Annotated in this window: 10 protein-coding genes; 7 read left to right on the top strand and 3 right to left on the bottom strand. The window is 66.4% G+C overall.

The genetic code is table 11. The features are described from left to right. The first annotated feature begins 8 nt into the window (after positions 1-8). The 7 genes from BRADO_RS11755 to BRADO_RS11725 all read left to right on the top strand — a co-directional run bounded on the left by BRADO_RS11755 (position 9) and on the right by BRADO_RS11725 (position 8,248). On the top strand, positions 9-992 hold the full coding sequence (locus BRADO_RS11755; protein WP_011925541.1) for an ABC transporter ATP-binding protein: 984 nt from the start codon (positions 9-11) through the stop codon (positions 990-992). Further along, positions 989-1,996 carry an ABC transporter ATP-binding protein gene (locus BRADO_RS11750; RefSeq protein WP_041756398.1) on the top strand — a complete coding sequence of 336 codons (1,008 nt, stop codon included), beginning with the start codon at positions 989-991 and terminating at the stop codon, positions 1,994-1,996. The genes BRADO_RS11755 and BRADO_RS11750 overlap by 4 nt, the downstream gene beginning before the upstream one ends. A gap of 141 nt (positions 1,997-2,137) precedes the next feature. After that, entirely contained in the window at positions 2,138-3,940 is a 1,803-nt protein-coding gene (locus BRADO_RS11745; protein WP_011925539.1) for a gamma-glutamyltransferase family protein, read from the top strand. A 15-nt stretch (positions 3,941-3,955) separates the two neighbouring features. Further along, entirely contained in the window at positions 3,956-4,666 is a 711-nt protein-coding gene (locus tag BRADO_RS11740) for a DUF1028 domain-containing protein (RefSeq protein WP_011925538.1), read from the top strand. A gap of 124 nt (positions 4,667-4,790) precedes the next feature. Next, the gene (locus BRADO_RS11735; protein WP_011925537.1) at positions 4,791-6,263 is read left to right on the top strand and encodes an ABC transporter substrate-binding protein; all 1,473 of its coding nucleotides are present in this window, start codon (positions 4,791-4,793) and stop codon (positions 6,261-6,263) included. 151 nt (positions 6,264-6,414) lie between these two features. Continuing rightward, a complete protein-coding gene (locus BRADO_RS11730) occupies positions 6,415-7,356 on the top strand; it encodes an ABC transporter permease (protein WP_011925536.1) in 942 nt (313 codons plus the stop codon). A gap of 61 nt (positions 7,357-7,417) precedes the next feature. After that, complete coding sequence (locus BRADO_RS11725) at positions 7,418-8,248, top strand: ABC transporter permease (RefSeq protein WP_011925535.1); 831 nt, start codon at positions 7,418-7,420, stop codon at positions 8,246-8,248. 281 nt (positions 8,249-8,529) lie between these two features. On the opposite strand, the gene BRADO_RS11720 is transcribed toward BRADO_RS11725, so the two are convergent. From BRADO_RS11720 to BRADO_RS11710, 3 genes are all read right to left on the bottom strand, one after another. Continuing rightward, entirely contained in the window at positions 8,530-11,628 is a 3,099-nt protein-coding gene (locus BRADO_RS11720) for a MexW/MexI family multidrug efflux RND transporter permease subunit (RefSeq protein ID WP_011925534.1), read from the bottom strand. Positions 11,629-11,709: 81 nt separating this feature from the next. Next, entirely contained in the window at positions 11,710-12,900 is a 1,191-nt protein-coding gene (locus BRADO_RS11715; RefSeq protein ID WP_011925533.1) for an efflux RND transporter periplasmic adaptor subunit, read from the bottom strand. Position 12,901: 1 nt separating this feature from the next. Then, a complete protein-coding gene (locus tag BRADO_RS11710) occupies positions 12,902-13,588 on the bottom strand; it encodes a TetR/AcrR family transcriptional regulator (RefSeq protein WP_011925532.1) in 687 nt (228 codons plus the stop codon). Between the last annotated feature and the right edge of the window lie 165 nt (positions 13,589-13,753).

Genomic DNA, 13,753 nt, shown 5'->3' with positions numbered 1-13,753 from the left:
TGGACCTCATGACCGCCCCCGTTCTGTCCGTGAGCAATCTGCAGGTCGAGTTCGAGACACGGCGCGGCACCTTGCGCGCGATCGACGGCGTCTCCTACGACATCGCCAAGGGCGAGGTGCTCGGCGTGGTCGGCGAATCCGGCGCCGGCAAGTCCGTCACCGGCCTCGCCGTGATCGGCCTGATCGACCGCCCCGGCCGCATTTCCGGGGGCGAGATCCTGCTGTCCGGCCTGCGTATCGACAACCTGCCGCCGGAGGAGATGCGCAAGGTGCGCGGCAAACGCATCGGCATGATCTTCCAGGATCCGCTGACCTCGCTCAATCCGCTGTACCGCGTCGGCGACCAGATCGTCGAAACGATCAAAACCCACACCAGCCTCACCGACCAGCAGGCGCGCAAGCGCGCGATCGACCTGCTCGCCGAGGTCGGCATTCCCGCCCCTGAGAAGCGCATCGACGGCTATCCGCACGAATTCTCCGGCGGCATGCGCCAGCGCGTCGTCATCGCGCTCGCGCTGTGCGCCGAGCCGGAACTGATCATCGCGGACGAGCCGACCACCGCGCTCGACGTGTCGGTGCAGGCGCAGATCATCTCGCTGATCAAGCGGCTCGGCCGCGACCACGGCACCGCCGTGATGCTGGTGACCCACGACATGGGCGTGATCGCCGAAACCTGCGACCGCGTGGCCGTGATGTATGCCGGCCGCGTCGCCGAGATCGGCCCGGTGCAGGAGGTCATCAAGAACCCGCTGCACCCCTACGCCAAAGGCTTGATGGGCGCGATCCCGACGCTCGCGGGCGACGACAAGCGGCTGGTGCAGATCCCAGGCGCGATGCCGCGGCTCTCGGCCATCCCGCCGGGCTGCTCGTTCAATCCGCGCTGCAGCTTCGCCTTCGACCGCTGCCGCATCGACCGGCCGGAGCCGCTGCGCCACGGCACGCAAGCCGTTGCCTGTCATCTCTATGATCGCGCGACGGAGACCGCGGCATGAGCGATTTCGTCGAGGTCAAGAATCTGCGCCGGGTGTTCGACGTCTCGAAGCCCTGGCTCAACCGCGTGATCGAGCGCCAGCCGCAGGAGTTCTTAAAGGCGGTCGACGGCGTCAGCTTCGGCATCCGCAAGGGCGAGACCTTTGCCCTGGTCGGCGAGTCCGGCTCCGGCAAGACCACGGTCGCGCGCATGGTGGTCGGGCTGCTCGCACCGACCTCGGGCGAGGTGATCATCGACGGCGTGTCGATGACCGATGCGCGCCAGGGCGCCGCGCGGCGCAAGCTGCGCCGGCGGATCCAGATGGTGTTCCAGGACCCCTACGCCAGCCTCAACCCGCGCTTTCGCGTCGACAGCATCATCGCCGAGCCGATCCGCGCCTTCAACGTCATCGACGGCGAGCGGCAGATCAAGGACCGCGTCGGCGAGCTCCTGACCCTGGTCGGCCTGCATCCCGATGACGGCCAGAAGTTTCCCCACGAGTTCTCCGGCGGCCAGCGCCAGCGCATCGCCATCGCCCGCGCGCTCGCCTCCGAGGCCGACTTCATCGTCTGCGACGAGCCGACCTCGGCGCTCGACGTCTCCGTGCAGGCGCAGATCCTCAATTTGATGCGCGACCTGCAGGACAAGTTCGGCCTGACCTATCTGTTCATCAGCCACAATCTCGCGGTCGTCCGCCACATGGCGAGCCGCATCGGCGTGATGTATCTCGGCCGCATCGTCGAGATCGCGGAAGGCCGCGCCCTCTTCAACGATCCGCGCATGCCCTACACCAAGATGCTGCTCGGCGCGGTGCCGGATTTGTCGATGTCCGGCCGCCAGCGTATCCCGGTCAAGGGCGAGATCCCCAATCCGATCAATCCGCCGTCGGGATGCACGTTCAACCCGCGTTGTCCGCTCGCGTTCGACCTGTGCCGGCAAGAGGCGCCTGCGCTGATCGGTGGCGTCGCGTGCCACGCGGTGAACCAGCCGGCAGCGACGTCCGTTCCAACAGCGTCGGTTGCGTGAAGCGGCGAGACGGAAATTCAAATGCGTCGTCATTGCGAGGAGCGAAGCGACGAAGCAATCCAGGGGCGGCATCCTGGGCCCCGGGATTGCTTCGCTATCGCTCGCAATGACGACGACTAGCTACACAGATCAAAGGGCGCCATGAGCTTCATCAATCCCGATCCCTTCACCACCCGCCCCGAGATCGACGGCACCTTCGGCGTCGTCACCTCGACGCACTGGCTCGCGACCGCCGTCGGCATGGCCATGCTGGAACGCGGCGGCAATGCGTTCGATGCCGGCGTCGCGGCCGCCTTCACCCTGCAGGTGGTCGAGCCGCATCTCAACGGCCCCGGCGGCGACGTGCCGATCATCCTGCACGACGTCAAGCGCGGACGCACCGAGGTGATCTGCGGCCAGGGCCCCGCTCCAGCCGGCGCCACCATCGCGCACTACAAGCGCGAGGGCCTGGACATGGTGCCCGGCACCGGCCTTCTGGCCGCCTGCGTCCCCGGCACCTTCGAGTCGTGGATGCTGCTGTTGCGCGACTACGGCACGATGCGGCTGCGCGATGTGCTGGAGCCGGCGATCTCCTACGCCCGCGACGGCTATCCGCTGGTCGAGCGTGTCTCGGCGACCATCCAGACCGTCGAGCAGCTGTTCAAGACGCATTGGCCGACCTCGGCCGCGCTCTATCTGACGAACGGCGCCGTGCCGAAACCTGGCGCGCTGTTCACCAATCCCAAGCTCGCCGAGACCTACGCGCGGATCCTAAGCGAGGCCGAGAGCGCCGGGGGGAATCGCGACGCGCAGATCGAGCGCGCCCGCAAGGCGTGGTCGCAGGGCTTCGTTGCCGAGGCGATCGACCGTTTCTGCCGGACGCAGGAGGTGATGGACGTCTCGGGTTCGCGCCACAAGGGCGTGCTCACGGCCGACGACATGGCGCGCTGGCAGCCGACCATCGAGGCGCCGCTGACCTATCAGTATGGCCGCTACACCGTGTGCAAGGCCGGCGTCTGGAGCCAGGGCCCGGTGCTGCTGCAACAGCTCGCGCTGCTCAAGGGCTTTGCGCTCGACGGCCTTGATCCGACCGGCCCCGATTTTATCCATTGGCAGATCGAAGCCGCCAAGCTGGCGTTCGCCGATCGCGAGGCGTTCTACGGCGATCCGAACTTTGCTGACATCCCGATCGAGACCCTGCTGTCTGACGCCTATAACGACCAGCGGCGCAAGCTGATCACCGAGAAGGCCTCGCTGGAGCTGCGGCCCGGCAGGCTCGACGGCTACGGCGCCGAGGTGAAGCTGCGCGAGGCGGCAGGTCACCGCGAGGCCGTCGGCGCGATGGGCTCGGGCGAGCCGACCGTCGGCCGCTTCGGCGAGGTGCGCGGCGACACCGTGCATTTCGACATCATCGATTCCCAAGGCAACATGATCTCGGCGACGCCCTCCGGCGGCTGGCTGCAGTCCTCGCCCGTCATTCCCGAGCTCGGCTTCTGCCTCGGCACCCGCGCGCAGATGTTCTGGCTCGAAGAGAATCATCCGGCAGCACTCGTGCCGGGCAAGCGGCCGCGCACGACCTTGTCGCCGACCATGGCGCTGCGCGACGGCGAGCCCTACGTCGCCTGGGGCTCGCCCGGCGGCGACCAGCAGGACCAGTGGAACACGCAGTTCTTCCTGCGCCACGTCCATGCCGGCATGAACCTGCAGGAATCGATCGACGCGCCCGCTTGGCACTCCGAGCACTTTCCGATCTCGTTCTGGCCGCGCACCGCGCGTCCCGGCGTGCTCGTCGTCGAGGGCCGTGTGCCGAAGACGACCGTCGAGGAGCTGCGCCGCCGCGGCCATGTCGTCGAGATCGGCCCCGACTGGTCGGAGGGGCGCCTCACGGCCGCCTCGCGCGTCGGCCGCCGCCGCCGCGCCGCCGCCAATCCGCGGGGCATGCAGGGCTACGCCGCGGGCCGATAAGAGAGCCACACGCCGATGACCTGGTCGATCATAGCGAAGGACGATACAACCGGCCGGATCGGCATCGCCGTTGCCACGCGCTTCTTCGCCGTCGGCGCGCGGGTGCCCTACGTCGTCGCCGGTCGCGGCGGCATCGCCACGCAGGCGCTGGTCAACCCGTACTACGGCATCGACGGCGCGGCGCTGCTGGGCGACGGCCGGCACCCGCACGAGATCGTGCAGCTCCTCACAGCAGCCGATCCCGGCCGCGAAAGCCGGCAACTCCATATCCTCGATCTCAACGGCCAGATCGCGGCGCATACCGGCCGCGACTGCATCGACTGGTGCGGCCATCTCGAAGGCCAGGGCTTTTCGATCGCCGGCAACATGCTAGCCGGCCCGCAGGTATTGAACGAAACTGCGAACGCGTTTCTCGCCAACAGCGCCCTGCCCTTCGCGCAGCGCCTGATCGCGGCCATGAAGGCGGGCGAGGCCACCGGCGGCGACAAGCGCGGCAAGCAGTCGGCGGCGCTGCTCATCCACGGCAAGGACGAATGGTCCGAGCTCGATCTGCGCGTCGACGATCATGCCGATCCGCTGACCGAACTCGCACGGCTGGAGGGCGTCAGCCGCAAGCATTGGGCCGTGTTCCGGCAGTTCATGCCGACGCGGGACAATCCGGCCGGCGTGACGGATCGCGCCACGATCGATGCCGGCATCGCGGCTGCGCTCGAGAACCCGACATGAGCGCCGGAAGGACGACGCGTGACCGGGGTTGGTACTGATAGTGCAACAATGCAGGCTGCATGTTCGTAGGGGATTTCGTATGCTGAGGAAGAACTGGTGCTTGGCCGCAATCGCGGCCGTCGTCATGGCCTCTTGCGGGACAGCCGCCCAGGCGCAAACTACGCTGCGCATTGGGCTCGCCGAGGACGCCGACATTCTCGATCCGACGATGGCGCGGACCTATGTCGGCCGCATCGTGTTCGCCGCCGTCTGCGACAAGCTGTTCGACATCGACGAGAAGCTGAACATCGTGCCGCAGCTCGCGCTGTCGCACGAGACCTCCGCCGACGGCAAGGAAGTCACGATCAGGCTGCGGCCCGGCGTCAAATTTCATGACGGCGAGCCGTTCGATGCCGAGGCGGCCAAGTTCTCGCTCGATCGTCACCTCTCGATGCCCGGCTCGTTCCGCAAGCCGGAGATCGCCTCGCTCGACCATGTCGATGTCGTCGATCCCCTGACGATCAAGCTGGTCTTGAAGACGCCGTTCTCGCCGCTGCTCGCCCAGCTCACCGACCGCGCCGGCATGATGGTGTCGCCGAAGGCCGCCAAAGAGGCCGGCGACAAGTTCGGCCTGCGCCCGGTCTGCGCCGGCCCCTACAAATTCGTCGAGCGCGTCCAGCAGGACCGCATCGTGTTCGAGAAGTTCGCCGACTACTGGAACAAGGACAACGTCTTCATCGACAAGATCGTCTATCAGCCGATCGTCGACGCCACGGTGCGGCTGGCGAACCTCAAGTCCGGCAGCCTCGACATGATCGAGCGGCTGCTCGCCACCGACATCAAGGACGTCACCAGCGACAAGCGCCTGAAGCTCTCGACCGCGACCAGCCTCGGCTATCGCGGTCTGACGCTCAATATCGGCAAGGACAAGACCAAGGGCCCGCTCAGCCAGTCGGCGAAGGTCCGCCAGGCCTTGGATCTGTCGATCGATCGCGAGGCGCTCAACCAGGTGGTCTTCAACGGCGAGTTCAAGCCTGGCAATCAATTCGTCAACCCCGAGAACCCCTACTACCAGTCCGCCTTCCCGGTGCGCGGCCGTGACGTCGAGAAGGCCAAGGCGCTCTTGAAGGAAGCCGGCGTGGCGCCGCCCGTCACCGTCGACTTCATGGTGCCGAAGGAGAGCGAGAGCGAAGCCGCCGCGCAGGTGCTGCAGGCCATGGCGGCGGAGGCCGGCTTCGACCTGAAGATCCGCATCACCGAGTTCGCGACCTCGCTCAAACAGGCCGAGGCCGGCGAGTACCAGGCCTACATGCTGGAATGGAGTGGCCGCAGCGATCCCGACGGCAACACCTACAACCACCTGCATTCCGGCGCGGCGCTCAACTACAGCGCCTGGAGCAACGCCGCCGCCGACAAGGCGCTGGAGGACGCGCGGCTCGTGAGCGACATCGCCAAGCGCAAGGCGATCTACGAGAGGCTGGTCAAGGAGCAGCAGGCCGACGAGCCGATCCTGTATCTCTATCACCGCAAGTTCCTGTTCGCGCAGACCACGAAGCTGGAAGGCTTCAAGCCCATGCCGGACGGCCTGCTGCGCGTGGTCGGGCTGAAGCTGAAGTGAGGGCTGAGTTGTCAAGAGAAGCTATCACTCGGTTGTTCGTCATGCCCGGGCTTGACCACGCCTTCGTTTCCAAAGGCCGCAAAGACGTGGATGGCCGGGTCAAGCCCGGCCATGACGATCGGGAAACAAGCTCGGCCACGAGCCTCCGAAGATGCTGACCTTCCTCGGCCGCCGCTTCGCGCAGATCATCCCGACGCTCGTCTTCGTCTCGATCTTGATCTTCTCGTTGCAGCAGTTGCTCCCGGGTGACCCTGCCCTGGTCATGGCCGGCGAGGAGCGCGATCCCGCCGTCATCGAGCAGATCCGAAAACAATATCGGCTCGACCAACCGCTGCCCGTGCAATACGGCTACTGGATCAAGGGCGTGCTGTCGGGCGATTTCGGCGAGTCCCTGCGCATCAAGATGCCGGTGCGCGATCTCATCCTGCAGAAGCTGCCGGTGACCCTGCAGCTCGCGTCGATGGCGATCGTGATCGCGTTCCTAATCGGCATCCCCGCCGGCATCGTCTCCGCCGTGAAACGCGGCACGGGATGGGACTACGCCGCCAATCTGTTCGCGCTGTGGGGCATCTCGACGCCGAACTTCTGGCTCGGCATCATGCTGATCTTCGTGTTCTCGATCCAGCTCGGCTGGCTGCCCGCCTCCGGCTACGTCTCGCTGGCCGAGGACTGGCGCGCCAGCCTCGCGGCCACCGTCATGCCGGCCTTCGTGCTCGGCAACGCCATCGCCGCGATCCTGATGCGCCACACCCGCAGCGCGATGCTGCAGGTGCTGAGCAGCGACTACATCCGCACCGCGCGCGCCAAGGGCATCTCCGAGCGCCAGGTCATCCTGCGCCACGCGCTGCGCAATGCCTTGACGCCCGTCATCACGCTAGGCGCGCTTGAGCTCGGCACGCTCTTGTCCGGCGCCGTGCTGACCGAGCAGATCTTCTCCATCCCCGGCTTCGGCAAGCTGATCGTCGACGCCGTGTTCAACCGCGACTACGCGGTCGTGCAGGGCGTCGTGCTGGTCACCGCCACCGTCTACATCCTGCTCAACCTGATCGCCGATCTCGCTTATGTGCTCGTCAACCCGCGCTTGAGGAGCTGACATGGCCGAGACGACGCTGTCAGCATCAGGCATCCGCACCCTCGCCCCGCTCGAACGGCCGATGCAGCGCACCTGGCGCCGCCTGGTCAGGCGTAGGGGCGCGATGGTCGGGCTGGGCCTGATCACAATCTTCATCCTGCTCGCCGTGTCAGCGCCGCTGGTGGCGCCGTACGATCCGATCAAGACGAGCTGGACGCTGGTGCGCAAGGCGCCTTCGGCGGTGCATTGGTTCGGCACCGACGATCTCGGCCGCGACGTGCTGGCCCGCGTCATCTATGGCGCGCGCGCCTCGCTGCTGGCCGGCGCGATCTCGGTCGTGATCGCGCTGTCGATCGGCGTTCCCATCGGCATGCTCGCGGGCTATCGCGGCGGCTTCATCGATGCCCTGATCAGCCGCATCACGGATGCGATGCTGGCCTGCCCGTTCCTGATCCTGGCGATTGCGCTGGCCGCGTTCCTGGGGCCGAGCCTCGGCAACGCGATGATCGCGATTGGCATCTCGGCGACGCCCATCTTCGTCCGGCTCACGCGCGGCGAGGTGCTGAGCGTCAAGGTCGAGGAGTATGTCGAGGCCGCGCGCAGCGTCGGCGACACCGACCTGCAGATCGCGGTCCGGCACATCCTGCCCAACATCATGCCGGCGCTGCTGGTGCAGGCGACCCTGTCGGTCGCCGCCGCCATCATCGCCGAGGCCGCGCTGTCGTTCCTGGGGTTGGGCCAGCAGCCGCCGGCGCCGTCCTGGGGCAGCATGCTCAACGCCGCCCAGCGCTTCCTCACCAACGCGCCGTGGATGGCGATCTGGCCGGGGCTGGCGATCTTCCTGGTCGTGCTGTCGCTCAATCTGCTGGGCGACGGCCTGCGCGACGCGCTGGACCCGCAGCAGGAGGAGTGAGGCGTCCCGCGGACGACTTCCGCCGCCGCCCCACCCTCCGCCGTCGTCCCGGCCTCCGAGCCGGGACCCATAACCACAGGAAGCAGTTCGAGGCAGGCGCGGAGTGACCATCTTGCGCGCCAACCTCTGCCGGTGGTTATGGGTCCCGGGTCGGCGCTGCGCCGCGCTCCGCACGGCTACGCTTGCCCGGGACGACAGCGATGGGTGTTCAGAGACCACCCAAAACAGAACGGCGGCTGCCGGAGGCAACCGCCGTTGATGCCGTCAGGCTGGCAACGTCGTCACGTCGCCTTCAGCGCGTGCTCCGGCTCGGCGTCGAACTCCGCGATCTGCTGGGCGCGCCGTGACTTGGCGGCGGCCTGGTGGTCGGTGGCGATCACGGTGTAGACGGCCGGCAGCACGAACAGCGTGAACAGCGTGCCGATCGACATGCCGGCGACGACGACGAGGCCGATCGAGAAACGGCTGGCGGCGCCGGCGCCCGACGCCGTCAGCAGCGGGACCAGGCCGGTGACCATCGCGGCCGTGGTCATCAGGATCGGCCGTAGTCGGATGCGCGCCGACTTCTCGATTGCCCGGCGGCGGTCGAGTCCCTCGCTGAGCTGCAGTTCGTTGGCGAACTCCACCATCAGGATGCCGTGCTTGGTGATCAGGCCGACCAGCGTCAGCAGGCCGACCTGGGTGTAGATGTTCATCGTCGCGAGGCCGAAGAACAGCGGGATCAGCGCACCGACGATCGCCATGGGCACGCTGATCATGATCACCAGCGGATCGCGCAAGCTCTCGAACTGCGCCGCCAGCACCAGGAAGATGATGATCAGCGCGAAACCGAAGGTGATGGCGAGCTGATTGCCCTCCTGGACGTATTGCCGGGCGTCGGCGAGATAATCGTGGCTGAAGCCCGACGGCAGGTTCTTGGCCTGCTTCTCCAGGAAGTCGACGGCCTGGCCGACCGTGACGCCCGGCATCGGCACGGCGGAGAAGGTCGCCGAGTTGAGCTGGTTGAAATGCGTCAGCGAGTTCGGGTCGGTCGCGGTCTCGATGCTCACCACCGTCGACAGCGGCACCTGCTGGCCGGCCGCGGTCGCGACATAGTAGCCCGCCAGCGACTCCGGCGACAGCCGCTTGTCGCGCGGCACCTGCGGAATGACCTGATAGGAGCGGCCTTCGAGGTTGAATCGGTTGATGTAGTTGCCGCCGAGCAGCACGGCCAGCGTATTGCCGATCGACTGCATGTTGATGCCGAGATCGCTCGCCTTGCTGCGGTTGATCCAGACCTTCACCACCGGCTGGTTGAACTCGAGATCGCTGTCGGAGACGATGAACATGCCGCTCTTGCGCGCGGCATCCTTCAGCTTGGCCATCTGCTCATAGACCGCCTGGAAGCCGTTGGTCGAGCTGATCACCATCTGCACCGGCAGGCCGCCCGGACCGCCCGGCAGCGCCGGCAGGTTGAAGGCGAAGGCGTTGATGCCCTCGATCTTCGACAGCTCCGCCTGCACCAGCGGCTTCAGCTTGATCGAGGAGCGCGTGCGCTCGTCCCAGGGCTTCAGCAGCATGCCGGCGAAGCCGCCCTGCGGGCCGTTGATGCCGTTCAGCACGAAGCGCAGGTCGGTCTCGGGGAACTTCTGGAACGCCTTGTCGAGCTTGTCGGTGTAGAAGTTGATGTAGTCGATATTGGCGTATTTCGGCGCCTTGGTGATCGAGAATACGATGCCCTGATCCTCCTCCGGCGCCAGTTCCTTGGAGGTATGCATATAGAGGAAGCCGACCAGGCCGAGGATCGTCAGCGCGAACAGTGCCGTCACCGGGCGGTAGTCGAGCGAGCGGTCGAGCTTGCGGCCGTACCAGTTGGTCATCGCGCCGAACACGCGGTTCACGAGGCGCGCGAAGCGGCCCTCCTCCGCGCTGCGCAGCAGCACCGAGCACATCATCGGCGACAGCGTCAGCGCGATGACGCCGGAGACGATGACCGAGCCGGCGAGCGTGAAGGCGAACTCGCGGAACAGCGAGCCCGTGAGACCACCGAGGAAGCCGATCGGCGCGTACACCGCGGCGAGGGTGATCGTCATCGAGATGACCGGACCGACGATTTCGCGCGCGCCCTGCAATGCCGCCTGGACCGGCGCCTTGCCCTCCTCCAGATGGCGATGAATGTTCTCGACCACCACGATGGCGTCGTCGACCACGAGGCCGATCGCCAGCACCATCGCCAGCAGGGTCAGCAGGTTGATGGAAAATCCGAGCGCCAGCATCAGGGTGCAGACGCCGACGAGCGACAGCGGGATCGTCACCACGGGGATGATCACCGAGCGCAAGGACGCCAGGAACAGGAAGATCACGACGATGACGATGAGCACGGCCTCGCCGAGCGTGTGCTCGACCTCGTCGATCGACGACTGGATGAACTTGGTGGAGTCATAAGCCACCTTCATCTTCATCGACGGCGGCAGGTTGCGCTGGAGATCCGGGAACAGCGCGCGCACCCCCTTGACGATGTTGAGCGGATTGCCCTGCGGCGTGGCGTCGACGCCGATGAAGATCGCGCGCTCGCCGTTGAAGGCGACGCTGGCATCGGTGCTCTGCGCCGCAAGCTCGACGGTGGCGATGTCCTCCATGCGGACGAAGCCGCCGTCCTTGGCCTTCACGATCATCCGCTTGAACTGGTTGACGTCGGTCAGGCCGGTATTGGTCGTGATGTTGGAGACGATGAAATAGCCCTTGGCCTGGCCGGCCGCGGACTGGAAGTTGTTGGCTGCGATCGCGGCGGCGACATCGGTCGGCGAGACGTTGCGGCCGGCCATCTTCTCGGGGTTGAGCCAAATGCGCATCGCAAAGGTCTGGCCGCCGAGGATGTTGGCGGCGGCGACGCCGTCCACCGTCGACAGCACCGGCTGAACGACGCGCGTCAGATAGTCCGAGATCGCCGAGCCCGACAGCTCCTCGCTGGAGAAGCCGAGATACATCACCGAGGTCGTCTGTCCCGTCGTCTTGGTGACGATCGGGTCGTTGGATTCCTTCGGGATCAGGTAACGGACCGAGTTGACCTTGGCGAGCACCTCGGTGAGCGCCTGGCTCGGATCGAAGTTGAGCTTGATGAACACCTGGATCGTGCTGGTGCCCTGCACCGAGGACGAGGTGATGTAGTCGACGCCCTCGGCCGAGGCGACCGCCTGCTCCAGCGGCGTCGTGATGAAGCCCTGGATCAGATCGGCGGACGCGCCCGGATAAACCGTCGTGACGTTCACGACGGTGTTCGACAGTTTCGGATATTGCCGGATCGGCAGCACGAACGCCGCGCGCAGGCCGAGCAGCAGGATCAGCAGGCTGACCACGACCGACAGCACCGGGCGCTTGATGAAGATATCGGTGAAACGCATCGCGGCAATCCCGTCAGCAGAATTCGGATGAGGTCCGGCCGGGCTGCCTCGTGGCGGCCCGGCATTGGCTCGGATGTGCGATCAGTAGCGCGGCGGCTTCGCCGGCACCGGCGGCAGCGGATCGGTCGAGATCGCGACCGCGGCGCCCGACTGGATCTTGAGCTGTCCGACGGCGACGACGCGGTCGCCGTCCTTCAGGCCCTTGAGGATCTCGGCGCGGCCGTTGACGCGGTCGCCGGTCTGGACATAGGTGCGGTCCGCCACCAGCGTCGTCTTGCCGTCATCGGTCTTCTTCTCGTTGATGACGAACACCGAGTCGCCATACAGCGTGTAGTCGACCGCCGTCTCCGGCACGGTCAGCACCGGCGGCTTGTCCGGCAGCACCACGGTGGTGGTGGCGAACATGCCCGGCTTGAGGATATGCTCGGGATTGGCGATCGTGCCCTGCACGCGAATGTTGCGCGTGTCGGTCGCGATCTGCGGCTCGATCGTGGTGATCTTGCCCTCGAAGGTCTTGCCCGGATAGGCATCGACGGTGACCCGCACGACCTGCCCGACCTTGAGCTGGCCCGAATCCTTCTCCGTCACAGTGAAGTTGACCCACAGCTGCGAGAGATCGGTCAGCGACACGATCTGCGTGCCGGCCGAGAGATACTGGCCGAGATCGACCTTGCGGACGCCGAGCTCGCCGTCGAAGGGCGCGCGCACCAGCTTCTGCGCGATCAGCGCCTCGGTCTTGGCGACGCCGGCCTGAGCCTGGTCGTAGGCGGCCTGGGCCTGGTCGACGGTCGCCTGCGGACCGAACTGGCGCGAGGCGAGTTGCTTGGCACGGTCGAGCGACAGCTGCGCCACGGTGACCTGGGCCTTGAAGTTGGCGAGGTCGCCCTGCTCCGGCGCGTCATAGAGCTGCACCAGCGGCGTGCCCTGCTTCACCGTCGTGCCCGGCGTGAACATGATGTCGGTGATGCGGCCCGAGGCGTCCGCGGTCACGTTGACCTGATGCACGGCGGCGAGATCGCCGACCGCGGTCAGCAGGTTCGGCACGGTCTCCGCGGTCGCGGTCGCGATGCTAACGTTGAGCGGCGGCGGCTTCATGTTCGCGAAGAACTGCGCGATCATCTTGTCGCGGAACATGTTGAACCAGACGAGGCCGCCGACCAGTCCCGCGAGCAGCAGGCCGATGACGATGAACCACAGCACCGGGCGGGTGCGCTTGCGCGGCTTGTCGTCGATCGGCTTTCCGGAGAGCTTGGGTTCCGTCGCAATGTTCATGTCATGCACTTTCTGCCGTCGCCGGCCGGGCCGGAGGTTGCGACAATTCGTGGTCGAGATAGCACGCGATGGCGGCGTCAGTCAGTCCGATGCCGCGCAGGATGAACTCGCTGAGCTGGCGCTCCAGGCTCGCAGCGGTTCCATAAGGCACGCAGGGCGTCGAGGGAAGCCGGGTCACGGCCGCCATCAAGACGGTGTGATGCGCGAACCAGAACAGATCGCGCGGCGCCGCCGCCAGTCGCGCCGCGTCACCTGCGGCAACGGCGCTTGCTAGACAGGTAACGAATTTCGTGCCGATCAGATCATCGATCTTGGTGTACAGCAGCCGCGCGAACTCGCCGTCGTCGAGATGGCTCGAGGCCATCAGCCGCAGCCGCTGCTCTTCTTCCTCATTAGGACCGTCGGCGATCCCGAGGAAATGCCGGACCATTCCGGCCATCATCTTGACCAGCGTCGCGGTCGAAGGTTCCTGTCCGAGCAGCAGCTCGAAATCCGGATCGGCCTCGCATTCCTCGGTCAGGATCTCGGCATAGAGCGCCGCCTTCGACGGGAAATGCTTGAACAGCAGCGCTTCCGAGATCGCGGCCGCCGCGGCCACGCTCTTGGTCGTCGTGCCGGCATAGCCGTGACGCGCGAAGCAGCGCTTGGCCGCCCCGAGGATCAGCTGCCTCCGGAGATCGCTTGTCATGCGCAAACTGGACATCGCCCGTGAGTAAATACTCACTTGATTGATGTCAAGAAATATGCCGCGGCGCAACAGTGTCCGGCAGGCAAGTGCCTGAAATCGCTACGGAGTCAGGATCGCGCCAGCGGCAATTTCGTACCGCGGCAACAAGGCGGATCTGCGGCACGC

This window comes from Bradyrhizobium sp. ORS 278, from assembly GCF_000026145.1.
In the GTDB taxonomy this organism is placed as follows: Bacteria; Pseudomonadota; Alphaproteobacteria; order Rhizobiales; family Xanthobacteraceae; genus Bradyrhizobium.
This window is presented reverse-complemented; position numbering and strand designations above follow the sequence as displayed.

Bases quoted from the DNA above. Each gene is read 5' to 3' on its own strand.
- BRADO_RS11755 (WP_011925541.1), top strand. From the start codon at position 9: ATGACCGCCCCCGTTCTGTCCGTGAGCAATCTGCAGGTCGAGTTCGAG.
- BRADO_RS11720 (WP_011925534.1), bottom strand. From the start codon at position 11,628: ATGCGTTTCACCGATATCTTCATCAAGCGCCCGGTGCTGTCGGTCGTG.
- BRADO_RS11735 (WP_011925537.1), top strand. From the start codon at position 4,791: ATGGCCTCTTGCGGGACAGCCGCCCAGGCGCAAACTACGCTGCGCATT.
- BRADO_RS11725 (WP_011925535.1), top strand. From the start codon at position 7,418: ATGCAGCGCACCTGGCGCCGCCTGGTCAGGCGTAGGGGCGCGATGGTC.
- BRADO_RS11740 (WP_011925538.1), top strand. From the start codon at position 3,956: ATGACCTGGTCGATCATAGCGAAGGACGATACAACCGGCCGGATCGGC.
- BRADO_RS11745 (WP_011925539.1), top strand. From the start codon at position 2,138: ATGAGCTTCATCAATCCCGATCCCTTCACCACCCGCCCCGAGATCGAC.
- BRADO_RS11750 (WP_041756398.1), top strand. From the start codon at position 989: ATGAGCGATTTCGTCGAGGTCAAGAATCTGCGCCGGGTGTTCGACGTC.
- BRADO_RS11710 (WP_011925532.1), bottom strand. From the start codon at position 13,588: ATGACAAGCGATCTCCGGAGGCAGCTGATCCTCGGGGCGGCCAAGCGC.
- BRADO_RS11730 (WP_011925536.1), top strand. From the start codon at position 6,415: ATGCTGACCTTCCTCGGCCGCCGCTTCGCGCAGATCATCCCGACGCTC.
- BRADO_RS11715 (WP_011925533.1), bottom strand. From the start codon at position 12,900: ATGAACATTGCGACGGAACCCAAGCTCTCCGGAAAGCCGATCGACGAC.